General features: G+C 55.9%; 27 protein-coding genes. 16 read left to right on the top strand and 11 right to left on the bottom strand.

What is annotated here, in order from left to right; genetic code table 11:
• Window positions 1-59: 59 nt before the first annotated feature.
• Window positions 60-1,289 carry an FprA family A-type flavoprotein gene (locus tag BD01_RS03245; RefSeq protein WP_042689961.1) on the bottom strand — a complete coding sequence of 410 codons (1,230 nt, stop codon included), beginning with the start codon at window positions 1,287-1,289 and terminating at the stop codon, window positions 60-62.
• 124 nt (window positions 1,290-1,413) lie between these two features.
• Between BD01_RS03245 and BD01_RS03240 the strand changes: the two genes are divergently transcribed.
• The 11 genes from BD01_RS03240 (at window position 1,414) to BD01_RS03190 (ending at window position 10,665) form a co-directional block, all read left to right on the top strand.
• The gene (locus BD01_RS03240; protein ID WP_042689958.1) at window positions 1,414-2,277 is read left to right on the top strand and encodes a hypothetical protein; all 864 of its coding nucleotides are present in this window, start codon (window positions 1,414-1,416) and stop codon (window positions 2,275-2,277) included.
• 73 nt (window positions 2,278-2,350) lie between these two features.
• The gene (locus tag BD01_RS03235) at window positions 2,351-2,875 is read left to right on the top strand and encodes a ferritin (RefSeq protein ID WP_042689955.1); all 525 of its coding nucleotides are present in this window, start codon (window positions 2,351-2,353) and stop codon (window positions 2,873-2,875) included.
• A gap of 202 nt (window positions 2,876-3,077) precedes the next feature.
• Complete coding sequence (locus BD01_RS03230) at window positions 3,078-4,565, top strand: hydrogenase 4 subunit D (protein WP_042689953.1); 1,488 nt, start codon at window positions 3,078-3,080, stop codon at window positions 4,563-4,565.
• Complete coding sequence (locus BD01_RS03225; protein ID WP_042689950.1) at window positions 4,562-6,448, top strand: complex I subunit 5 family protein; 1,887 nt, start codon at window positions 4,562-4,564, stop codon at window positions 6,446-6,448. The genes BD01_RS03230 and BD01_RS03225 overlap by 4 nt, the downstream gene beginning before the upstream one ends.
• Window positions 6,445-6,729 carry a monovalent cation/H+ antiporter complex subunit F gene (locus tag BD01_RS03220; protein ID WP_042689947.1) on the top strand — a complete coding sequence of 95 codons (285 nt, stop codon included), beginning with the start codon at window positions 6,445-6,447 and terminating at the stop codon, window positions 6,727-6,729. The genes BD01_RS03225 and BD01_RS03220 overlap by 4 nt, the downstream gene beginning before the upstream one ends.
• Window positions 6,726-7,184 (top strand): monovalent cation/H(+) antiporter subunit G, encoded by a 459-nt coding sequence (mnhG, locus tag BD01_RS03215; RefSeq protein ID WP_042689944.1) that lies wholly within the window; start codon window positions 6,726-6,728, stop codon window positions 7,182-7,184. The genes BD01_RS03220 and mnhG overlap by 4 nt, the downstream gene beginning before the upstream one ends.
• Window positions 7,181-7,438 (top strand): hydrogenase subunit MbhD domain-containing protein, encoded by a 258-nt coding sequence (locus tag BD01_RS03210; RefSeq protein ID WP_042689942.1) that lies wholly within the window; start codon window positions 7,181-7,183, stop codon window positions 7,436-7,438. The genes mnhG and BD01_RS03210 overlap by 4 nt, the downstream gene beginning before the upstream one ends.
• Entirely contained in the window at window positions 7,435-8,202 is a 768-nt protein-coding gene (locus BD01_RS03205) for a Na(+)/H(+) antiporter subunit B (protein ID WP_042689939.1), read from the top strand. Before BD01_RS03210 ends, BD01_RS03205 begins: the two co-directional genes overlap by 4 nt.
• Complete coding sequence (locus tag BD01_RS03200; protein WP_042689936.1) at window positions 8,195-8,581, top strand: sodium:proton antiporter; 387 nt, start codon at window positions 8,195-8,197, stop codon at window positions 8,579-8,581. The genes BD01_RS03205 and BD01_RS03200 overlap by 8 nt, the downstream gene beginning before the upstream one ends.
• A complete protein-coding gene (locus BD01_RS03195; protein ID WP_042689933.1) occupies window positions 8,578-9,075 on the top strand; it encodes a Na+/H+ antiporter subunit E in 498 nt (165 codons plus the stop codon). Before BD01_RS03200 ends, BD01_RS03195 begins: the two co-directional genes overlap by 4 nt.
• 9 nt (window positions 9,076-9,084) lie before the next feature.
• Window positions 9,085-10,665 carry a proton-conducting transporter transmembrane domain-containing protein gene (locus BD01_RS03190; RefSeq protein ID WP_042689930.1) on the top strand — a complete coding sequence of 527 codons (1,581 nt, stop codon included), beginning with the start codon at window positions 9,085-9,087 and terminating at the stop codon, window positions 10,663-10,665.
• A 101-nt stretch (window positions 10,666-10,766) separates the two neighbouring features.
• Here BD01_RS03190 and BD01_RS03185 read toward each other — a convergent pair whose 3' ends face one another.
• The 3 genes from BD01_RS03185 to BD01_RS03175 all read right to left on the bottom strand — a co-directional run bounded on the left by BD01_RS03185 (window position 10,767) and on the right by BD01_RS03175 (window position 13,043).
• The gene (locus tag BD01_RS03185) at window positions 10,767-11,120 is read right to left on the bottom strand and encodes a DUF302 domain-containing protein (RefSeq protein WP_042689927.1); all 354 of its coding nucleotides are present in this window, start codon (window positions 11,118-11,120) and stop codon (window positions 10,767-10,769) included.
• Window positions 11,121-11,132: 12 nt separating this feature from the next.
• The gene (locus tag BD01_RS03180) at window positions 11,133-12,428 is read right to left on the bottom strand and encodes a cytochrome c biogenesis protein CcdA (RefSeq protein ID WP_042689924.1); all 1,296 of its coding nucleotides are present in this window, start codon (window positions 12,426-12,428) and stop codon (window positions 11,133-11,135) included.
• A 72-nt stretch (window positions 12,429-12,500) separates the two neighbouring features.
• Window positions 12,501-13,043 carry a nitroreductase family protein gene (locus BD01_RS03175; protein WP_042689922.1) on the bottom strand — a complete coding sequence of 181 codons (543 nt, stop codon included), beginning with the start codon at window positions 13,041-13,043 and terminating at the stop codon, window positions 12,501-12,503.
• A gap of 74 nt (window positions 13,044-13,117) precedes the next feature.
• On the opposite strand from BD01_RS03175, the gene BD01_RS03170 reads away from it, so the two are divergent.
• The 4 genes from BD01_RS03170 to tiaS all read left to right on the top strand — a co-directional run bounded on the left by BD01_RS03170 (window position 13,118) and on the right by tiaS (window position 16,514).
• Window positions 13,118-13,660, top strand: coding sequence for a DUF998 domain-containing protein (locus BD01_RS03170; RefSeq protein WP_042689919.1), 543 nt, complete (start codon window positions 13,118-13,120; stop codon window positions 13,658-13,660).
• A complete protein-coding gene (locus BD01_RS03165) occupies window positions 13,657-14,118 on the top strand; it encodes a hypothetical protein (protein WP_042689916.1) in 462 nt (153 codons plus the stop codon). Before BD01_RS03170 ends, BD01_RS03165 begins: the two co-directional genes overlap by 4 nt.
• Before the next feature lie 67 nt (window positions 14,119-14,185).
• Entirely contained in the window at window positions 14,186-15,205 is a 1,020-nt protein-coding gene (locus tag BD01_RS03160; protein ID WP_245599277.1) for an SLC13 family permease, read from the top strand.
• A gap of 22 nt (window positions 15,206-15,227) precedes the next feature.
• Window positions 15,228-16,514, top strand: coding sequence for a tRNA(Ile2) 2-agmatinylcytidine synthetase TiaS (gene tiaS / locus BD01_RS03155; RefSeq protein ID WP_042689912.1), 1,287 nt, complete (start codon window positions 15,228-15,230; stop codon window positions 16,512-16,514).
• Between the two features lie 85 nt (window positions 16,515-16,599).
• Here tiaS and BD01_RS11430 read toward each other — a convergent pair whose 3' ends face one another.
• The 5 genes from BD01_RS11430 to BD01_RS03135 are packed head-to-tail and all read right to left on the bottom strand — an operon-like array spanning window position 16,600 to window position 19,401.
• Window positions 16,600-16,806 (bottom strand): PIN domain-containing protein, encoded by a 207-nt coding sequence (locus BD01_RS11430; RefSeq protein WP_042689909.1) that lies wholly within the window; start codon window positions 16,804-16,806, stop codon window positions 16,600-16,602.
• The gene (locus BD01_RS11465) at window positions 16,740-16,997 is read right to left on the bottom strand and encodes a hypothetical protein (protein WP_394296087.1); all 258 of its coding nucleotides are present in this window, start codon (window positions 16,995-16,997) and stop codon (window positions 16,740-16,742) included. The genes BD01_RS11430 and BD01_RS11465 overlap by 67 nt, the downstream gene beginning before the upstream one ends.
• A 37-nt stretch (window positions 16,998-17,034) precedes the next feature.
• A complete protein-coding gene (locus tag BD01_RS11300) occupies window positions 17,035-17,268 on the bottom strand; it encodes a hypothetical protein (protein WP_042689906.1) in 234 nt (77 codons plus the stop codon).
• Between the two features lie 39 nt (window positions 17,269-17,307).
• Window positions 17,308-18,318 (bottom strand): deoxyhypusine synthase, encoded by a 1,011-nt coding sequence (locus tag BD01_RS03140; protein WP_042689904.1) that lies wholly within the window; start codon window positions 18,316-18,318, stop codon window positions 17,308-17,310.
• Window positions 18,319-18,354: 36 nt separating this feature from the next.
• Window positions 18,355-19,401 carry an FAD-dependent oxidoreductase gene (locus tag BD01_RS03135; protein WP_042689902.1) on the bottom strand — a complete coding sequence of 349 codons (1,047 nt, stop codon included), beginning with the start codon at window positions 19,399-19,401 and terminating at the stop codon, window positions 18,355-18,357.
• Window positions 19,402-19,591: 190 nt separating this feature from the next.
• Here BD01_RS03135 and BD01_RS03130 point away from each other — a divergent pair, with 190 nt between their 5' ends.
• On the top strand, window positions 19,592-20,371 hold the full coding sequence (locus tag BD01_RS03130) for an SDR family oxidoreductase (protein WP_042693124.1): 780 nt from the start codon (window positions 19,592-19,594) through the stop codon (window positions 20,369-20,371).
• 37 nt (window positions 20,372-20,408) lie between these two features.
• Here the strand turns inward: BD01_RS03130 and BD01_RS03125 are convergent, their stop codons facing one another.
• Both BD01_RS03125 and htpX read right to left on the bottom strand, forming a co-directional pair.
• Entirely contained in the window at window positions 20,409-21,551 is a 1,143-nt protein-coding gene (locus BD01_RS03125) for an amidohydrolase (protein ID WP_042689900.1), read from the bottom strand.
• Between the two features lie 127 nt (window positions 21,552-21,678).
• Window positions 21,679-22,554 carry a zinc metalloprotease HtpX gene (htpX, locus tag BD01_RS03120; RefSeq protein ID WP_042689897.1) on the bottom strand — a complete coding sequence of 292 codons (876 nt, stop codon included), beginning with the start codon at window positions 22,552-22,554 and terminating at the stop codon, window positions 21,679-21,681.
• Window positions 22,555-22,604: the final 50 nt, after the last annotated feature.

Raw genomic sequence — 22,604 nt, 5'->3', positions numbered from 1 at the left:
TGCAGGGATTCCGGGGAAGGGGGGTGGAGTAAGAGAGATGGGAAAAGGATAGAAGGGACTCAAGAGGTCCACTCGACGAGCTTCCTGACGGCTTCCCTCAGTTTGGCCTCGTCCTCCTCGGTCGGCATTCCCTTGCTCTCTACGGTTGCAACGTGGTCGAACTTGCTCCTCGTTATCAGCGTCTCTATCTTCCTTCCTGCAACCCCGCCCCAGCCGAACGCTCCGACGATAAGGACGGGCTTCTCGTAGTTGGCCTTGTCGAGTATCTCGAAGAGCGTATAGCGTATGCGCGGGTGTATCTCTGCCTCGAAGGTGGATGCACCGATGATTATGGCTTCGGCACTCGGAACCTCGCCGAGGATGTCGCTGACGGCGGGAGCTTCCCTGTCGGTGAAGCGGTAAACTACCGGCTTCTTTCCGAGCTTCCTGAGCTCGTCGAGCACTATCTCCATTCTCCGCTCAACGAAGCCGTACATCGAGTCGTAGATGACGAGAACCTTGTCCTTCTCGGGAACGCCGGCCCCGACGCGCTCGTAGAACTCGAAGATTCTCCTCGGATTGTGGCACCACGCTATTCCGTGCCCGGGCAGAATCATCCTGGCATTGTCAACTATTCCGAGGTTCTTGAGCTTCTTGATGTTCTGGACGATGTACTTGTGGTAGTGGCCGATGACGGTAACGATGTACTTTGCCACGTGGGGCAGGTAGCGCTGAACGACCTCCTCGTCGCTGTCGTCTATCGTCTCTGGAATCGAGTAGCCACCGCCGGCGTCGCAGCTGAATATCAGTCTGTCCTCGACGACGTAGGTTATCATCGTGTCCGGCCAGTGGAGCCAGGGGACGGTGATAAAGCGGAAGGTCTTTCCGCCGATGCTCATCTCTTCGCCGTCCTTGACGACCTTGAAGTTCTTGACGACGTCTTTTCCGTAGAAGCCCTCGAGCAGGTTCCTCGCGAAGGCCGTTCCGATGACCTGGGCTTTATAGTTGTTGGCCTCTAGAACCTTCGGCAGTGCCCCGCTGTGGTCCGGCTCGGTGTGGTGGACGATGATGTGCGTTATCTCCTCCGGGTTCACGAGTTCCCTCAGCTTCTCGAGGAACAGGTTGGCGTAGTCCGCCTTGGTCGTATCGAAGAGCACAACCGCGTCCTTCAGCTTCATCAGGTAGGCGTTGTAGGTTATTCCCTCAGGAATGTACCAGGCCGCCTCAAAGTACTTAATCTCGTCATCGTCAATCCTGATGATGTAGAGCTCCGGGTCGGTGCAGAGCCGCTCAACTCTGGCATTCACCATAACTATCACCGGTTTTAGTTCGGTTTTCCGAATAAAAAGGTTTTCACGCGGAAAAAGAGGGCTTTGGTTTTCGGATACCAGAAATACTTATTAACTGCGGAACAAACCTTTGCAGGTGACAGAGATGAACAAAAGGGACAACATGTTGTTGCTTTTTGTTGTTCTATCGTTTATGTGCTCTCCTGCTTATGCATCAGGAGTCACCTGCGGCCCGCACTCTGTTCTCGCGCCGGGTGAGTACTGCTCCTTTGCCACGTTTGTGAAAGCGGGGAATAACGATGCGATTATAGTTCTCTCCTGGAGTGCCCTCGGCCCAGGGATGTCCGGCCTGCCGACGCCAAGTATGGTCGGGGATTACTACTTCTATTTTAAGAACGGAAAGTTGTACTACCTCGGAAACACCACCGGAGCGTATGAACTGTTCTATGAGCTCTACAAAGGGGTCTGGTACCTGAGTGATGGACGGGCGATTTCTCCGGAAAACCTCTGTATGGCAGAAAACATCACTATCCCCAAAGAAATCCGGCCAAAGCTCTGTTCATGCGACAACGTTTCAATTCAATCAAAATTCTATCCGGCGGTTCTGAACGGCTCCACACTTCAGATACTTGGGGTGGAGTCCCCAGATTTAATCGAATTCCCACCCTCAAAAAACTCAACCTATTCTATACAGCTCCCCAAGAATCTTTCGCTCTCCGTCCCTCCGAACGTAACGCTTAGGGCTGTTTTCCTGGGAAAGGGCGTTCTAGTGTACACATATCCCGAGAGGTTTGATAGTCCTCTTAGCTGGAACGAGCTCAGCATTCTCTACTACAATGGGAAAACACTTGAGGTTCTCAACCTCTCCGAGGGACTGAGGGAGCGGTTGCCACTCTGCCGTGAAGCGCCCTCAAACAGTCGAGACTCTTTAGAGTACTACTGGATAGCCCTTGGAGGTGTTTTGGTGGGACTTGGGTTGTGGAAATTGAGGAAAGCAAAGGAGAACTAAACAAGCTGAACTCGCATTTAGTTCGATAGATAAACTTATAAGGTTCGAAAACAATAACGAATGAGGTGATATTATGCTGAGCGAAAGGATGCTTAAAGCTCTGAACGAACAGCTCAACAAGGAGCTCTTCTCGGCCTACTTCTACCTTGGAATCGCGGCCTACTTTAAGGAAAGGGGCCTCGACGGTTTCGCGAGCTGGATGGAAGCTCAGGCTGAGGAGGAGCTTGGACACGCGATGCGTTTCTACGACTACATCTTCAACAGGGGAGGAACCGTTGAGCTTGAGAGGATTGAGAAGCCCAAGCAGAGCTTTGAAAGCCCGCTCAAAGCCTTTGAGGCGGTTTACCTCCACGAGGTTGGCGTCACGCAGTCCATCTTCAAGCTCGTTGACTTGGCCGAGGAGGAGAAGGACAGGGCAACATATCAGTTCCTCCAGTGGTTCGTCGAGGAGCAGGTCGAGGAAGAAGCGAGCACAAAGGCGATAGTGGACAAGCTGAAGATAATTGGAGACAGTCCAAACGGCCTCTTCATGCTCGACCGGGAGCTGGGCGCGAGAAAGGCCGCACTGAGGAATCTGCTGACTCAGAATGGGCCGTGAGTCCTTCATCCCTCACCTTTTAACCCGTCCACAACTGCCGTCCCAGAGAGCTCCCCAATTATGTCCACAGAACGTCACCTCCAATGAATTGAATTTCGCCACTAAATGACCGCTTTTGAACATCTTTCGGAAAACAATGAAAAACTTTAAAAAGGTTCGTTAGACAAACCGAATGGATTTTAACCCGACTGGGGGGTCAGTCATGATAGGCCTTCTCACAACACTAACCTTCACAGTCCCTCTCATCGGCGGGTTAATCCTCTTCAGGCTCGACGAGAGAAAAGCGGACGTTATAATGCTCGCCTCCTTCATATCGGCGATGATTACCCAGCTCGGCGTTGCGGTCCTCTATCTCCTCGGCCACGAGGAGCTTATTCACATCACTTATCTCAAAAGCGCCCAGTTCGGCGAGGTTTACGGCCTTATAATCGACCCCATGAGCGTTTTGATAGGCACTGTTGTTGCCGTTGCCGGTTTCGTATTCATGTTCTACGGAGTCGAGTACATGAGCGAGAGGAACGTCGGCCATCCTGGAGGGAAGGGCAGGGGACTCTTCTACGCCTGGATGACGCTCTTTGAAGGTGCCACCCTTGGATTCATCTACTCCTCCACGTTCCTCGGCCTGCTCATCTTCTTCGAGCTGATGGGGCTTGCCTGTTGGGGCGTCGTGAGCTATTACAACACGAAGGAGGCGAGGAGGGCCGGCTTCAAGGCCTTCATAATCCCGAACGTTGGAGCGATGATAGGCTTCTACACGGCCATCTACGTTGGCCTCACCCAGCTTCATGATTTGAGTCTGTTCTCGCTCTCAAAGGTTTCCCCCGAGGTAAAGCCCTGGCTGTTCCTCGCTTTACTCATAGCTGGCTACACCAAGAGCGCCCAGTTTCCGACCTACTCGTGGATTCCCGATGCTATGGAGGCCCCAACCCCCGCGAGCGCTTTCCTTCACGGCGCGGCGATGGTTGAGATGGGCGTTTACCTCGTAGCGAGGGTTATCCAGTTCATCGGCCCCCTCCCCGTCTGGGTCTTCTACTTCATGGCCGTCATGGTCTCCCTCACGCTCCTCATTCCGATACTCAACTACCCGGTTCAGAAGGACGCGAAGAGACTGCTCGCTTACTCAACGGTTGCCGAGGCCGGAATAATGTTCTCCGGCCTGACCTACGCCGTCCTCGGCCTCACGGGTAAGGCACCGGGCTTTGACATCGGCCTCAAAGCGGCGATGTTCCAGCTGACTACTCACGCCTTCGTGAAGGGCCTGGCCTTTCTCACCGCCGGAACCTTCACGTACTCCCTCGGGACCCTTGACCTGAGGCGGATAAGCGGTCTCAGGGAAATCCTGCCCGTGAACGGCCTCGCGTGGACGGTGGCGCTCCTCGGACTGGCAGGTCTTCCTCCGATGGGAATAGCCTTCAGCAAGGCCGAGCTGATAACCAACCTGAGCCTCGTCAAGGTTTCCGCCCTGGCCTGGCTCCCGATTATCATGGTTCTAACCGATTCAGCCGTCTTCCTCTGGGTCGGCCTCAAGTGGATAACGAAGAACGTCTTCGGCAGGCCCAACGTCGAAAAGGTCAGCACCCACCCGATAATAACCGCGTCGCTCGTGACCCTCATCGTCCTGACGCTGGTCTCGGCTTACCTCGCCTATCCGCTCGTGGAGGAGATAACCTTCTACGGGGTGATACCATGAGCCTCTACGTCATGGAACTGGCCCTCGGACTGCTATTCATAGCTTCACTCGTTGGCCTCGTCTCAGGAAAGCGGGCCTACTACGTTACCCTTGTCTCTTCCGTCTTCCTATTCGCGAGCGCCGTTGAGGGGTTGAACGGTCTCTCAGGTGAGATAATCCCCTTCCTCCCCACGACCGTCAGGATAGATTCCCTTTCAGCCCTCTTCCTGCTCGTAACTGCCTTCATCACGTTCACCCTCTCGCTCTACCTGCTCTCCTATGAGGTGAAGGGGGACGAGAGGTTCCTGGCAATGGCCACCAACATGGCACTCCTTTCGGTGGTGGTCTTTCTGTCAACGAACAACATAGAGAGGCTCACCCTGTTTTACGAGCTCTTCGCGGTCTTTACGGCCGTAATGGTGCTCGCCTCTGAGACGAGGGGCTCGAGAAAGGCCACATGGCGTTACCTCGTCCTCACGCAGGTCTTCGGCATAATCCCTCTTCTTATGGCGACCGGCTTGGCCTACGGCGCCGTCGGGAGCCTGCACCACCTGACCTTCCACGGCCTCCGCGAGAACCTTGGAAACCTCGCGGTCAGTCCTGCGTTTCTCCTCGTCCTCTTCCTCTCGGCTTCCCTCGTCAGGAGCGGGGCGTTCCCCTTCCACGTCTGGGTTCCGAGGGTTTACCGCTCGCTTCCGAGCCCCTTCATTCCGGTTTTCCTCCTCGGCGAGGCCCTTGGGGTTTACATGCTCCTCAGGGTTGCCCACTTCGTTCTCCCGTCTGGAGAGGCGCTCGGTTACGCTGTGGCATTCATCGGCACGGTTACGGCCTTTGCGACGCTCTACTCCTTCAAGGAAATCAGGCTCAAGCGCAAGTTCGCCTACCACAGCGTTATGGACGTTGGAATAGCCTACTTCGCCCTCGGGAGCTCCCTCGTGCTCCAGGGAACCTTCCTCGGAACCGTTGCGCTCCTCGGAGCTTTGCTTCACGTCCTGTATCAGGTGCTCTACAAGAGCTCCCTCTTCTTCGGCCTCGGCGCGATAGAGCACTACGGCGAGGAGCCGAACATATGCTCGATGAGAAAGCTCCTCAAGGGGCACGTCATCGCGCTCCTGATGTCGCTCTCCGTCTTTTCGATGGCCGGAATTCCTCCCCTCTCGGCCTTCGTGAGCAAGTGGCTCATCTACACGGCTTCAATGGGCACTACCAACGTCCTCCTCTGGCTGATGGTCGTCACGATAGCATTCCTGGGAATATTCCCGCTGGCCTCGATAATCCAGGTCAGGAGGATAAACAGGCTCATCTGTAAGAGGGAAGTTGAAAGGGATGAAGTTCCCTTCGCGATAAGAACCGTCACGGGAATAGTCTCGCTCGCGAGCTTCCTCGTGGCGGTGTTCCCGTTCATCCTGCTCCCATGGCTGACGGGTTCACTCGAAGAACTCGGCTACCCCCTGCCAGAGACTCCGTCACAGCTCTTCCTGGGAAGTCCCGGTTCGCTCATTGCACTCGTCACGCTCGTGGCTATGGCGGTCATCGGCTGGAGAATCGGTAAGATGCCAACGGAGCGCGTCAGCGAGCTCCTGCTCATCTTCTACAACATGGGCGACATACTGCGCTTCACGGCTGACTACTTCCTCTCTCTGGGCAAGACCTTTTACCTCAACAGGATTCTCCCGGTCATAAAGGTCGTTCCGAAGCACGAGCTCCCGCTCATCAGGGACTACGACGACGCGCTCGACTACCCTGTGAGGCACCTTGACGAGGCGATGTTCATGCCACTCATAAGGGCCGTTGAAAGGCTCGCGCGCTGGGGCAGGTCAAGGAACCTCGACATGAACGCGCTCATAAGTGGCTTCGCGATTGCTATGGCAATCCTCATAGTCCTCCTGGGGGTGTTCACATGAACGTTGAAAGTGTTTTCCTGAACGTCCTCTACTTCGCGGCCGTCATCTACACCCTCGCCTTCGTGCTCTACGGAATCCGCGCGATTAAGGGCCCGACGACGGCAGACATAATCCTCGCGGTTGACTGCCTGTCCTTCGACATGGCGGCGTTCATGGTAATATTAGGAATCTACTTCAAGTCCATCATGCTCGCGAGCGGTGCGATAATCCTGGCCCTGTGGGCCTTCATGCTGGACATCTACTACACCAAGTACGTCCTCTACGGGGAGGTGGAGGTATGATTATCGAGGACGTCATCTTCGTCATCGGCTCGGTCGCGATACTCCTTGGGGCGGTCTACGACCTCATAGCGGCGATAGGCCTGCTCAGGTTTAATGACTTCTACATGAGAACCCACGCCGCGACCGTTGGAACCGTCGGAGGCGCCGCGTTGCCGGTCTTCGGTGCGGGTTTGGTGGCGCTCGTCTACCACCCCCTCGGCGCCCAGAGGTTCTTCATGGCCGGAATAGCCTTCACCGTCGGCGTCTTAATCCTCCTCATAGCGCCCACCGGAACTCACTCCCTCGTCTCAGCGGTTTACTTCGGAAGGGTCGGAAAGAAACCGCCCCTCGTCGTTGACCAGCTCGAGGAGGACCTACCGGCGAGAGAGGACGTTGCAGAACTCGTCCGCGAGCATGAAGAGTTACCCGGCGAGGAGGAAGAGCCCAAGTTCACCTTCAGGAGGCTGGCGAGATGATTGAGATTCACCTGATAATACTTGCGATAGTCGTTTCCTTCGGTTTCGCCTTCAGCTACCTGGCCATGAAGGAGCACGACCTGCTCAAGGCCCTCGCTTTGAGCTCCGTCCAGTCAACGTTCTTCGCCCTCGGTTTCTACATCTTGGCCGCCCCGGACATAGTCCTTGCCTACCTCGCCATAGCGGTTGGTGCCTACACAGCCCTCGTAATCCTCGCCATAAGCAAAACGGAGCGCTACGAGGTGGGAGAATGAAGAGAGACGTTATCGTCGCGGTTTCCTTCCTTGGGGCCTTCGCGTTCATCGCCTACGCCTTAGTCTACGCCAACGTCCTGGGCCTCGGCGGGGCCGAGCTGAGACCCCTCGGAGAGTTCTACCTGGGCCATGCCTTCGCCCACGAGGGCCTCACGAGCCACAGCCCGGAAGTCGTTACTGCCATAGTCTGGAACTACCGTGGTTTCGATACGCTCTTTGAGACCTTCGTCTTCTTCCTCGCGATAATGGGAGCCTTCAGTGTGCTCAGGCTCACCGACGAGCAGGAGAAGATTGTAAGGGAGCTCGAGGCGAAGGAACCGCACAGGCAGATGGATTTAATCACGAGGTCAACTACCAAGCTCGTCGTGATAATGATAATCGCCATCTCTGCCTCGATAGCGCTCCACGGCCACCTGACGCCGGGCGGTGGCTTCCAGGGCGGTTCGGCGATGGCAGTTGCTTCCCTCCTGCTATTCGCGGTGTTTTCGAAGTTCACCCTTGAGAGAAAGGGCCTCAACCTGAGGCACACGATTTCGGCCTACGCCCTCGGCTTAGCTTTAATCCTCGCCACGGTGCTTGCTCCAGTTTTCCTCTACGGCGGCAAAGTCCTTGAGATAAACCTCCTGCCCGGGGAAACCGGCCTCTTCAACCTCGACGTGGGCGAGTATACAGCGGTGACCTTCGGCTTCCTGACGGTGTTCCTCGTGCTCGGTGTCTCGGAGTGGATATTCAAGACCGTCCTCAGGGGTGAGGTCGATGATTAGCTTCCTCCTCGCCTACATCACGCTGACGCTCTTCGGCATGATACTCCTCGGAATCTACGGAGTTGCCACTCGCTCCAACCTGATTAAGAAAATCATCATGCTCAACGTCATGGGCGACGCGATAAACATGCTCTTCATCTTAATCGGCTACCGCCTCGTCTTCCCCGTCTTCCCGCCGATTTACGAGAAGCACCTGAGCTTCGAGGAGTTCCTGAGCAGGGCCGTCGACCCGGTTCCGCAGGCGCTCGTTCTGACGGCGATAGTCATCGGAATGGCCATGAACATACTGCTGGCTACCTATGCGATACAGTTCTACCGCCTCCACGGGACGGTTGATGCGAGGGACATGGCCGAGATAATGGGGGGTGAGGGCGAATGAGGCTCAGGTTTTCACCGGCGACGTTCTTTATAGTCCTGGCAACGTACCTGTTCTACACTGGCTCGGCCACGGAGTACGACATAATAACGGGCTCGATAGTCGCGCTCATAGTTTCCTTCATCGTCGGCCACTGGCTGGTGGAGAACGAGCTCAAGTTCTTCTCGCCGAGACGGTGGTTTTATGCCATCGTCTACGCCCTCCGATACTTCTTCATCGAGGAAACCAAGACGCACATCGACGTGGCGAAGAGGGTCTTCACGCTCAAGGCCAACCCCGGCATAGTGCGAATTCCCCTCGACGTCGAGAGCGACTACGGAAAGGTCCTCGTTGCAAACTCGATAACTAACACGCCCGGAACGGTTGTGGTGGACATAAGCGACGACGGAAAGTGGCTCTACGTCCACTGGATTGACGTTTCCACGCTCGACGAGAAGGAAGTGAAAGAGAACATCGTCGCTTACTTCGAGGACTACGCGAGGAAAATCTTCGACTGAGGTGATAGCATGCAGGTCGGACTCGTTCCGGTAATTCCGCTCGGCTTCGCCTTCTTTCTGCCCTTCGTGGCCTTCATGACCGGTAGGAAAAGGGGAATTGTAATAGCCTACTCTCTCACCGCCCTCACCGTTACGTTCCTCGCTGGAATCTGGCTGTTCGATAGGGCCTATTCGAGCAATGAACCCCTCGTCTACGCCTTCGGTAACTGGATAGCTCCGATAGGCATAGTTTTCGAGGTGGACAAGCTCTCGGCGACGCTCGTTTTAACGGCCACATTCGGCTTCCTCCTCGCTGGAATCTACTCCGCCAAGTTCATAAGGACGCACGGCCTCGAGTTCTACTACACCTTCCTCCTCGGACTTGAGGCAGGAACGCTCGGAGCCTTTATGACGGGGGATGCCTTCAACACCTTCGTCATGCTCGAGGTCATCGGCGCGAGCGCCTACGCGATAGTCGGCTTCTACCGCAACAGGAGCGAGGCCGTTGAAGGGGCCTTCAAGTACGGAATAAGCGGTGCAGTAGCGACAAGTCTTTACTTCCTTGCCCTCGGCTTCATCTACGCATCTTTCGGAACCCTCAACATGGCCGACCTAAGCGCCAAGTTCCACGGGGTTTCATTCCCGGTAACGACGAAGCTCTTTGGCGACCCGACGCTCGCTTTGGCCATCTTCTTCGCGCTGACTTTGGCGATGGTGGTAGTCAAGAGCGCAATCTTCCCCGGCCACTACTGGCTTCCGAGCGCCTACTCAGGCGCGCCGATTCCCGTTGGAGCGATACTCAGCAGTTTCGTCGAGGTCGTCGGAATCTACCTGCTCGCACGCTACACCTACACGCTCTTCCACGGGCTTCCCTTCTGGAGGACCCTCTCGCTCGTCTTCCTCGTCCTCGGAACTGCAACGGCATTCCTCGGCTCGATTATGATGCTCGTCCAGAAGAACGTCAAGAGGCTCATCGCTTACTCTACGATACTCCACATGGGCTACCTCTTCATGACCCTCGGCGTCGGAACCCAGCTCGCGCTGATGGCAATCGACTTCCACATCGTCAACCACGCGATAGCGAAGACGCTCCTGTTCTTCACGGTTGGAGCTTTCATCTACCGCAGGGGGGCGGTGAAGGTCGAGGACTTAGCTGGAGTCGGCAGGGAGATGCCCCTCAATACCTTCCTCTTCGGCCTGGCGACGCTCAGCCTCATCGGCGTTCCCCCGCTCAACGTCTTCTTCAGCAAGATGCTGATTTTCAACGCCCTCCTCCAGGTGAGCCCGCTCGTGGCTTCCGTCGTGGTAATAACGAGCGCCATAGCCGCGTGGGCCTACTTCCAGCTCTTCATAACCCTCTGGCGCGGAAAGCCGGTCGAGGGACACCACCACGAGCACGGAGGACATGAAGAACCGGAGAGGCACGAGGTTCCGCTTTTCGTAGTAATTAACTTAGTCCTCGGAATCCTCGTTGTCCTTTTCGGCCTCTTCGCCCCGGTGATAATCGACAAGTTTTTCCACCCGGCTTCCGTTCAGGCGATGGACTGGGGGGGTTACGTTGAGGCTGTGAAGAAACTGAGCGAGGCTGTGATAAGTTCCTCACTCCACTGAGTTTTTCTATTTCTAACTTTCCGAACCGGATAACTCAAAGAGGAACTGAGAGTAGATGACCCAGTAGCTTACGGGAAGCTTTCTCAAATAAAAAGAAAGGATTAGAGCTCCTCAATGACTTCCCTGACGACCTCAAGGGGCTCCTTGATGACCTCCAGCACGTCGTCGGCGGTGTTTATGGCGATGTAGGTCTCGCCGTCCTTCTGGTAGAAGAGCACCGGGCACGGGGCAAAGGAGCCTATCTCGTAGTCCTCCTTGGTCATCTCGTAGAATATCTTAGGGTTGCAGACCCACAGAATTCTGTAAGGCTCCATATCGACGCCGACCTTAGACTTGACGACGTCGCTCGGGGTAAACTCCACCACGACCTTGTAGCCCTTCTCCTCCAGCTTCGCTTTAAACTTCTCCTCGGCCTCCTTGAGACCCAGGCTGAGTTTCCTCCTGTACCTGTACATCAAACCACCTCCTCAGAGCTGTGAGAGCCACTCGAAGAGGGAACTCCAGAGCTTGAGCGGTGTGAGTTCGGTCAGCATCAGCAGGCCGAGCAGGACTAAAATCACACCGAGGGCTTGTTCCCACCTTGCTTTGCCCTTTCCGCCCAGGGACAACCTTCCTGAGAGGAACTTCCTGTTAACCCACTCGCCGAGGTCCTTCGATGCCGTCAGCAGGTAGACGGTAAGGCCCATCCCGAGGCCGTAGGTGCCCATTACAATAACCCCGCTCAGCGTATCCCCGCTCAGGGTGGCCGTTATCACCGCGAAGCCGACGTACGGCGCTATACAGCCGAGCCAGGTAGCTCCTAACGCAGAGCCCAGGGCGAAATCGTAGATTACACCCCTCTTCCCCGTCACCCGGTCGGTGGGTGAGAAGCTCAGAAACCTTTCGAGCTTCGAGCTTACCCTTTCGCTCACGAATCCCGCGCCTATGACGATGAAACCGACACCGCCGATTAAATATAGCGCCCCCTGTATCTGGGAGGCGTACTCGCCGAGACTCCCAACGAGCGCACCGAGCAGGGCGAAGGAAGCCACCATTCCCGCTATTATGGCCTCGACCTTCCTCCTTGCGAAGGTCAGGGAGAGGGTTCCAACCACGACTGGCAACACACAGGGTGAGAAGACGCTCAAGATTCCGGCCGAGAATATTGGCAGTAGGACGGCGAGGCTAAGGTTTGTTTCATTTGTCCCAGATGTCTGACCGGTTTGCTGGCCCGTTCCCGAGTTTTCGTTGGCGCCCGGGATGGTTTCGTTTCCGATGGCCCTGTCAACGAAGAACGCCAGACCTTCTGGACTGAGGGCGCCGACCGCCACTCCCCGGAGCACCATAGTGCCGTTGACGGCCTTGAATATAACCATCGTCGGCGTTCCCGGGACTCCAACGCTGATTTCCTCTCCCGGCGATTTGGGTTGGTAATAACCGGCGTTGTCGGGCTGGATGACGATGATGGGGCCATAAACCCGATATTTGAGCGTCGTTATTGAACGGGCCCTGTAAACGTCAATCGAGACGAGAACCATGCTTTTTAGGGCTTCCTCTGCCGTCGGAGTTGGGAACACACTCGTTTTCATGTAATTACAGGCCGGACAGCTCTCTGAGTTGTAGAACAGGAAGAAGTAACGGCCGTCGTTCTGGGAGATGAGAGCCTGCAGGTCCTTTTCGTCGGTAACGGTGTAAAAGGTCAGGTTGCCGTATTTTACCGTCCCCGCGCTCACGAGACCCGTCGCGAACACCAACAGCAGGCCGAGCAGTGCAACCTTCTTCACCACAGCCACCTGTGTGAGTACCCGGGAAGGCTTAAAAACGATTTTCTGGAGAAAATTTCAATGAATGTGGCTTCATCGTTTCTTCCACGGCCTGCCAAAGGTGTTGTGGCTCGCCTTCTCCCACTCAAAGACCTCCTCGCCGTGCGGAGGCTTTTTCTCTGCCGGATAGCCAACCCCTATTATGCAGAGAACCCGGTAGTTTTCGGGAATGCTGAGGACCTCCCGCACGTACTCCTCCGCGCTCTTCGTCTCGTCGTGCATCCTGTTCCTTATCTGCACCCAGAACGCACCGAGGCCGAGGGCGAAGGCTGAGAGCTGTATGTGCTCGGCAACTATGCTCGAGTCCTCAATCCAGACGTCGCTCTTCGTTTCATCGGCGGTAACCACTATCGCAACCGGCGCCGTCGCCAGGCCGGACGCGCCGAGCTTTGCCTTCGAGAGGGCCTTGAGCTTCTCCCCGTCGTCAACCACGATGAAGTGCCATGGTCTTTTGTTGTAGGAGCTTGGAGCAAGGAACGTGGATTCGAGCAACTTATCCACAAGCTCCCTCGGAACGGGTCTGTCCTGAAACCTCCGGATGCTCCTCCTCTTCCTGAGAACCTCGAAGAACTCCATGCCACCACCAACGGAAGTCCTCAACCAACATAAAAGGTTTTTACGCACAAGCTCGAAGGAATTAGGGGGTTAAAATGGTCTCGAAAAAACTCGCATGGAGCGGTTTTGCGGGCGGTCTTGTCTACTGGCTCTTCGTTGCCTGGAGCGTAAGCCGAAACCCCTGGTTCTCCTTCTGGAGGAACGCGCTGAGCGACCTCGGAGGGGCTAGGGCGAACTCGCCCTGGATTTACAACGCTGGCCTGGTGGTTACCTCGTTCTTCGTGCTGGCCTTCGCGGTCTATCTAATCTCAACGGCACTCAACAAAGCCCAGACCGTTGGAGGAGCCTACATAAGCGTCTCGGCCATCTTCCTGGCCCTGATAGGGATATTCCACGAGGGAACGAAGCCCCACGTCTTCGTCTCGACGTACTTCTTCGTCCAGTTCTTCCTGGGGACTTTGATTTACGGCCTCGGCTCGAGGAGAAACGTTAGGGTCGCCTCGCTCGTTCTCTTTGCCCTCGCGGTTATAGGGGCATTTTTCAAGTGGCCCTCAACGGCCCTCTTGGAAACCTATGAAATTATCCTCGTTATGGTCTTCACCCTCGTCGTTGCGCTTTCCGGAGGTGGTGAAAGGTGAGCGCGCCGTTTCCCCCGATAAGGCGAACGCCCGAAAGGAAGAGCCGAATCCTCAAGCCGGAAGATGCTGAAAAAGCAATAGAGCTCGTCAGGCAGGCACTGCCCTTCTTCAGGGCGGGAGAGCCGATAGTTCACCCAGACCACGTGGACGTTCCGGTTCTCTACCTCGACTTCGCGATAGACAGGGTTCACTACGACCCGCGAACGGGCAATCCCAGTCCCAAGGGCGCACCGCCCCATGCGGAGCCCTGCGCAGATGGTGCTCGCGAGAGGATAAACGAGGTTCTCAAAGAGGCCCACGTCCTCGAGGGGGCGGAGTTCAGGGAGCCGGAGGACTGCTGGGTCGTGCCGGTGGCGTGGAAAAGCTTTATAATCCTGCACGTCCGCGTCTCGGCGGACGGAAGCGAGCTGATTCCGGATTACCATCTAACCGAAGAGGTGAGGCGACACGGCATGTAGGCTGAAAGACTTCCTGAAAAGGGAGTGGTTCCTGAGCCTTCTGCTCCTCCTCTACGCCGGGTTAGTCCTGGTAGACCGCTCCCTCCCCGGAAGGACGCCAGGCCTCGTTGACTGGGGAAGCCTGAGCCTCATCACCGCTTTAATCATAACCTCGAAGGGCCTCGAGCTTTCGGGAGTCTTCAACAGGCTCGCGCCGAGGCTCGTTGAACGGACAAATGGTTCGAGCAGAAGACTGCTTCTCCTCCTGCTTCCAACTATAGCCCTCTCCTCGGCACTGATAATGAACGATACAGCAATGCTTGTCTTCATTCCCCTTGTCGTGGCCCTCTCGGAGCTCTCCGGGATGGACAAGGCGAGGGCGGTAACACTCTCGGCGATAGCGGCGAACGTCGGTTCCGCCCTGACGCCGATAGGGAACCCGCAGAACATCATAATCTGGCGCGAGTACGGTTTGGGCTTCTTTGCATTCATCAGGGGTATGCTCCCCTTCGTCCTCCTCTGGCTCAGCCTGTTGCTGGCAATCGTCTTCCTTACTCCCGATGAACCGCTCTCCGTCCGCTCCCTTCCCCCGGTTGCCTTCAGAAAGGACCTGTTTCTTGTCTCGGCCCTTCTCCTCGGCCTCAACGTCTACCTCGGCGAAACGGGGAGGCACGAGCTCTCGATTGCGCTCACCCTGCTGGCCTTTCTTCTCCTTGAGCGGGACGTTCTTCTAAGCTTCGACTGGGCGCTCGTGCTCACCTTCGCGTTCATCTTTATCGACTTCAACGAGCTCTCGACGCTTCTCATCAAAGCGGGTCTCTCGCTCCCGACCGGAGGGGTCGGCCTCGTTCTGGCGTCTGCAGGATTAAGTCAGCTGATAAGCAACGTCCCGGCGACGGTTGTCTTCCTCGGCTCCAAACCCGCGTGGCTTCCCTTAGCTGTGGGTGTGAACGCGGGAGGAACTGGCACGGTCGTCGGCTCCCTTGCCAACCTAATAGCGGTTAGAATAGCACGGGTTTCGCTGAGAGACTTCCACAGGTGCTCCCTGCCGTACTTCATCGTCGTCCTCGTAATCTCCGCGGGTCTCATCCTTGCGTTTAATTTTTAAGCCCTCTCTCTTTTCTCCAACCATGCTCCTCCACATCGGACTCGACGACACGGACTCACCCAACGGCATGTGCACGACCTACCTCGGCGCGCTCCTCTACCGCGAGCTGTCGCGCTTAGCCGAGCCCATTGACCTGCCGAGGCTGATAAGGCTGAACCCGAACATCCCCTACAAGACGCGCGGGAACGGAGCGGTTGCGATGACCTTCGAGGTTGATGAGGAGATTGTCCCTGAGGTTAAGGACCTCGTGCTGTTCTACGTTAATCAGCTTGCGGATTTCACACACGAGAACACCAACCCAGGCGTCGCCTTTTTCGAAGGCGAAATCCCCGAAAGACTGAGGGAGTTCTCGCTCAAAGCTTTGAGGGAGCACGTTGCCATCGAGGAGGCCGAGAATGTTGCGAGGGAGGTTGGGGCGGAAACCTTCAAGTTCAAGCTCGGCAGGGGCATAATCGGCGCGCTTGCTTCAATCGGCTACCCTTTAAAGACCTTCACCTACGAGCTTTTAGCTTACCGCGAGCCGGAGAACTGGGGAAAGGAGAGAAAAGTCGACGCCGAGAGCGTGTTTCTGGCCGACAGGTGGAGCTATCCCTTCACCTACGATAACGTTGACCCCTACAAGAGAACCGTCCTCATAGCCCCCCACGGCAAGGACCCCGTTCTCGTCGGAATCAGGGGAATTGACCGGGGAAGGGTTCTCCAGACCTTTGAGATGGTTCGCTTTGAGGAGCCCGTTGCCTTCTACCAGCTCTACAAGACGAACCAGAACACCGACGACCATCTGACTCCCAAAAAAATCGGCGAGCTGAAGCTATACGACAGCGCGGTCGTCAGAGGAAGGGTTTCCAGGCCATACTGGGAGCGTGGGAGGCACGTTTTCTTCGAGCTTGAGGACGAGACCGGAAAAATCAGGGTGGCGGCCTTCGAGCCGACGAAGAAGTTCAGGAACTACGTTCGGAAGCTCCTGCCCGGTGATGAAATCATCGCCGCTGGAGGGGTTAAGGAGCACGAGGGCGTCTTGACCCTCAACCTTGAGAAGTTCTACCCGGTGAAGCTCGTCCCGAAAATCGAGTATAGAAAGCCCAAGTGCCCGCGCTGTGGAGGAACGATGAAGAGCAAGGGCGACTACCTAAAGTGCAAGCGCTGTGGCTACAGAATGCCGAAGAAGCTGATTCCGGTGGAGGTCCCCCGCGAGCTTGAGATGAAGATTTACGAGGTTCCCCCCGACGCGAGGAAGCACCTGTCGAGGCCTCTGGTGTTGCCGGGGGGGGAGGAAAGGGTTTTGGAGGCTCTGGAGAATTCAAAGTGATAACGGAATTATCATAGCAGTTATCACTACACTCGAACTTGCGCTCTCTACGCAAAGAGAAAAGAGCTTGCAGTGGTGATGCAAACTATTTAACGACCTCAATCACATCAATGTTCTCAAAGTCGGAGTCAAAAGTTGCTATCCTCGGAATTCCGTGCTTTATGCAGGTTGCAAGGATTGTGGCATCGCTTGGTAGGAGGCCGTATATTGTGGCAACTTCCTTTATTATCTCAGTCCTATCCTCATCGGGTAGAATATCAATCCCCGCATCTCCAACGAGGCCCAAGACCATGGAAAACGCCGTTTCAACCAGTTTTGAACCAGCTGGTGTCTTGAGAATCGCTTTGCATCGTAGATATTGGAGATTCCATGTTTCTCTTTGGCGAGCTTCCTGAAGGAGACGTAAACTGCCTCGTTGATTGAAATCGGGGAGATAATTAGCTCATCGTCCAAAGTCAGTATCTCTTTTGCCCTCGCGGTCAAAGGCGTCGTGAATAGAAAGTTGTAAATGACGTTTGCGTCAATGTACGTCCTCAAAGCCCTCAGCCTCCAGAGCGTAGGCGTCGAGCTCCTCAGGAGATGCCTGCCCAAATACTCCCATGTATTCTTCAATCGAGCGCTTCTCGCGTTTTTTCTTTGATTTAAGTTCAAGGTATATCCTCAACGCTTCAAGTTCAAGTTCCCTCTCAATAGCCCGTCGTGTATCCTCGTTAATGCCCTTGGGCAACCTGACTCTGAGGATGACCTCTTCCATGCTTTCACCAGTTCTTAGTTGCCTTTTCTGGATATAACCCTATCCCTTCATCACCTTCCACACCAGCAACGGGAAGACCAGCGTCGCGTCGGCCCATATCTCGACGTAGTCTGCCTTCGCCCTTATCTTACCCCAGCTGACACCTTCGCTCGGCGGTGCACCGCTCAGAGAGCCGTCCCACGGAATCGCCGTCGTCACGTAAATCGCGTAGTCCGTTCCACCCCTGAAGAGGTTGGCGTTGATTATCGCGTGCTTCGGCAATGAACCGCCGAGAATAATCGAGGCGGTCTCCTTGGCGGTAACGGCGAGGTTGTTGAGCTTCACTATGTCGTTGGCGATGTCTATGATGAGCTCCCTGTCCCCGCGCTCCTCCTTGAAGAAGTAGAGCATGTCCCCTATCGAGCCGTCGGTTATGGCGGGGCAGAAAATCGGGACGTTCCGCTTGTAGGCCCAGTAGATAACGCTCCTCTCCTTCTCCTTTCCGAGCTTCTCGTCCATGTAGCGACCCATCTCGTAGATGAACTCGCTCGCGGTCAGGGGCTTTCCGCGCTCCTTCTCCATCTCAAGGACCCGCTCGAAGAAGGGAATCATGTACTTCTCGAACTCAATGTAGCGGTCGTTGGGCACGAAGATGTTGCCTATCCTGTTGATGCCCTTCTCGCGCATCAGGGCATCGTTAACGTTCCAGTCGCCGAGAATGAAGGGCTTGAGCGCCTTTATGAAGTCCTCCTCGATTCCGCCGGCGGTAGTTACGATGACGTCAACCTTGCCCTCCTTTACGAGCCACGCGATTATCTCTCTCAAACCGGAGGAGATGATGTTCGAGGTGTATCCGAGGAAAACGCGGACTTCTTCTCCATTTGCCCTCTTCTCCTCGACCTTCTGCCAGATTTCTATCGCCCTTCCGAGGTGCGTCGCCTGAAAGCCTATGCGCTCGTAATAATCCAAAACCTCCTCAAGGCTTGAAACGTCGTCGAGCCACGGCCCTTCAACGGGAACTCCCTCAACCTCTTCGCTCTCCTTAAGCACGATGTCCTTCGGCTCCGTCATGGAAGGGGGTTGGGAAGGGGGCGTTTAAAGCTTTCGTCAGCACTTCCCGCTCAGGACGGAGCCTATCAGCCTGGCGGTAACGGGGACGGGGAAGACCTTTTTCGGCGCCTTCTTTGTGAGCCACTCCTCTATCTCCTTCGCCCTCGCTCTCCCTTCACGCATCGCCGTTCCGATGTTCCTCGGCGCGACGACGTCCCCTGCGAAGAAGATTCCCGCCTCCTTGAGGATTTCTTCATTCGCACAAACGACTTCTCGAATCGGACTCGTTGGCAACTGGCCGATGGCATAAGCCACAACATCGGCGTCAACGATGAACCTCTCGTCGGTTGTCACGACGCTTCCCTCGACGATTTTCGTCCTCGCAAACTCAACCCCTTCGGCCCTGCTTTCGCCGATGATTCTTACGGGTGAGGCCATCTCGATGAACTCAAGACCCTCCTCTATGAGCTTCCTGATTTCGGCCTTCGCGTAGCTCCGCTCGAGGGAACGGCGGTAGACCATCGTGACTTTTTCAGCACCGAGGAGCCTCGATTCAATTGCCACGTCAACCGCGGTGTAGCCCGCTCCGATTATGACGACGTGCTTGCCCTTCAAGTCGGGAACGCGGTCCCAGGGGTAGTAGCCTATCCTCGCCATCTTTATGTGGTGGAGCAGCTTAAGCGCGTCGTAAACGCCTGGCAAATCAACGCCCGGAACCTTCAGCTTCCTCGGACGCCAAGCGCCCGTTGCAATGAGAAGGGCGTCGAACTCACCGAGCAGTCTCTCGAGCGATACGAAGTGCTCAGCCCACTCGTCTCCAAGCTCCCGCGGGGAGTCGTAGATGACCTTCGCCCTGAAGTGGAAGTTCACGCCGAGCTTTTCGAGGTCTTTAACGCCCTCTCTAACTGTCTTTATTGGTATTCTAACCTCTGGAATTGCAAAGGCTACCATTCCTCCTCCCTCTGGCATCTTGTCGTAGACGTGAACCTCGTAGCCCCTGCACGCAAGGTAGCCGGCGGCCGTCAGCCCAGCCGGGCCTGCGCCAATGATTGCGACCTTGAAGGGCTTTGGCTCGCTCTTCTCCCTGCAGATGTAGAACCTCACTTTATCACCCCCAAAGTTTTTCGAAAAACCTGTTGAAAACCGAAGGTTTTGCAATTTAAGTTTCTTTCTTCAAAAACTTTGCCATAGTGACGGAGATTTCCCAAATTCGGGAAGCCTAATTTGTCAGGGGGACAAAGGTTATTAGCCCACCCCCGTATGCGCTACCATGATTGAGGTTGACCTTGGGGGAATGGGCGTAATAGTGACGGCTTCCTCGCGCGGGATAGGCTTCAACGTCGCGCGGGAGCTTTTGAGGAGGAACGCGAGGGTTGTTATAAGCTCCAGAAACAGGGAAAACCTGAGAAAGGCCCTCGACGAGCTCTCGGGCTACGGCGAGGTTTACGCCGTTGAGGCTAATCTTTTTGACCAGCGCGACCTTGAGAACCTCGTAAAAGAAAGCTGGGAGCTCCTTGGGGGAGTTGACGCCCTCGTCTGGAACGCCGGCAACGTCCGCTGTGAGCCGTGCCTCCTCCACGAAGCGGGTTATATCGACTGGATTGAAGCTTCAGCCCTTCACACGGTCGCGCCGGGCTATCTAACGACCCTCCTGGTTCAAACGTGGCTCGAAAGGAAGCGGAAGGGCGTTCTCGTCTACCTTAACTCCGTCTCGATAAAGGAGCCCATGCCGCCGCTCGTTCTTGCCGATGTAACGCGCGCCGGACTTGTTCAGCTGGCGAAGAGCGTTTCGAGGACATACGGAAGCAAGGGAATCCGGGCCTATTCCGTTCTGCTCGGCAGTTTTGACACGCCCGGTGCGCGGGAGAACCTCAGGGCGGTTGCCGAGGCGAGAGGAGAGCCCTTCGAGGAGACGTGGGAACGCGAGGTGCTCGGCAGGACGCCCCTCCACAGAACCGGGAGGTGGAGCGAACTCGGCTCGCTCGTGGCCTTTCTGCTCAGCGATGATGCCGAATACATGCTCGGCTCCACAGTCGTCATAGACGGCGCGATGACGAGAAGTGTTGACCTCTGAAGAAACAGAATAACAAAAAGGAGGTAAAAGGCTTAACTCACCAGTCCGCCTCGTGAATAAGCTCGCCCTCAGCGAAGACGTGCGTCGGGTAGTTCTCGAGACTGAACGGGTCTCCGTTCCAGACTACCAGAGAAGCCCACTTGCCCTTCTCTACGCTTCCGAGCCTGTCGTCGACGCCGAGTATCTTCGCGTTGTTGTGGGTGATTACCTTTATAGCTTCCGCCTTGCTCATGCCGAGCCTTATGAAGTGCCTGAGCTGGAGGTAGAGGTTCGCCTGGAGCGTGACCGGGTGGTCGCTCATGAGGCCGAAGAGGGGCCTGACCTCGAGCAAGTACCTGGCGTTCTTCCAGTCCTCGTGCTTGAGTTCCACCTTGTAGGGGTGGCTGTCAAATGGGCCGTAGATAACCGGAACGCCCTCGGCCTTAATCTTCTCGAAGGTCTCCCTGCTGTGGACGTCGCCGGCGTGCTCGATGGTAATCTTCAGCCCGAACTTTCTCTTAATCATCAGCAGAGCAGCTATGTCGTCCTCTTTATGCACGTGGACGCGGAGCGGGAGTTCGCCCTTGAGGACAGGGATTAGCGCTTCAACGGTCGGCTCGACTTCCTCAGGCTCCTTCTTGCCCTTTTCGAGGAGCGCTATCGTCTTCTGGGTTTTGATGAGCCAGTTGAGAAGGATTCCTATCGCGCCCATTCTCGTGGTCGGCCTCGTTCCCTTCCAGCTCGTGGTCGAGCGCGGGTTGTAGCCGAAAGCAGCTTTAACGCCCGCGTACTGGATGAAAGCGTCCTCGATGTCTCGCCCGTAGTTCTTTATGAAGACCGCCTTTCCGCCGATGATGTTACCGCTTCCCGGCAGGACCGAGGAGTAGAGCACGCCGAACTCGATGGAGTGTTTGAAGGCCTTATCATCCATGTAGATGGAGTAGAGCGCATCGACGAGTGGAAGAACCGAATCCATCTGCTCGTTGGCCTCGCCCTCCTGGTAGGGCTCTCCGTAGCGGTCCATTCCAATGTGGCTGTGGCCGTCTATGAAGGCCGGAGTAACGACACCCTCGGCGATTACCTCGGCTTCCTTTGGCTTCTCCTTCGTTACGTCCACGATGTTTTTATCGAAAACGACGTAAACATCCCTCTGGACGTTGCCGAGGCCATCGTAGAGAAGAGTTGCCTTTACGGCTTTCATGTTCATCACCGTTAAGAGTTGGGCGCTAACGTTTAAATGCATATCGTCGAGAAGCGCAACCTGCAGTTTTCAGCAGAATTGCATAAATAAAGAGATTGAAGAATTAAACGATTATGCAAAAATCGAATCAGAAGTTGGGGACGTAGCCCATTTCCTCCGCTATCTTCCTGAGCCTCTCGATTCTCTTCTCCGTCGGCGGGTGCGTTGAGAACAGCTCGGCGATGCTCATTCCCCTGAAGGGGTTGATGATGAACATGTGGGCAGTTGCCGGGTTGCCCTCGCGCATCGGCCTGTAGCGAACGGCCTGCTCAATCTTGAGGAGCGCGCTGGCCAGAGCCCAGGGCTTTCCGCTGAGCTTTGCACCGCCTTCGTCTGCAAGGAACTCCCTTGAACGGCTTATAGCGGCTTGAATCAGCATCGCCGCGATTGGTGCGAGTATGGCCACGAGGATTGCGGCGATTATGTTTCCACCGTCCTCCCTGTCGTCGTAGGAGCCGAATATCGCTATCCAGCGCGCCCAGTAGGCGAGCTGCATTATCGCCCCAGCCATGGCCGCGGCGATGGTTCCGATGAGGATGTCCCTGTTCTTGATGTGGGTCAGCTCGTGGCCGAGGACTGCTTCAAGCTCGTCCCTGTCGAGGATTCTGAGGAGTCCCTGGGTTACGGCGACGACCGCGTGCTTCGGGTCCCTTCCCGTGGCGAAGGCGTTTGGAGTTTCGGTCGGGATTATCGCTATCCTGGGCATCGGAAGCCCTGCCCTCTCGGCGAGGTTCCTGACTATCGCGTAGAGCTCTGGGGCCTCGGTTTCGTCAACTATCCTCGCGTTGTACCAGCTCAGGACGATTTTGTCGCTGTACCAGTAGGTTATGAAATTGAAGAGCATGGCGAAGAGGAACATTATGAACGCTAAGCTGGGCCCTCCGAAGAGGTAGCCGATTCCCATAAGCAGTCCGGTGAGGATTGCCATCAACAGCCCCGTTCGGAGCCACATTTCGAGCCCCATGGTCTCACCCCGGAGAAGAATACAATGGCGAAAAATAAATCTTTTTGGTC

The sequence above is a fragment of the Thermococcus nautili genome (assembly GCF_000585495.1).
In the GTDB taxonomy this organism is placed as follows: Archaea; Methanobacteriota_B; Thermococci; order Thermococcales; family Thermococcaceae; genus Thermococcus; species Thermococcus nautili.
Note: the sequence above shows the minus strand (reverse complement) of the source record. Positions and strands in the feature narration are given on the sequence as shown.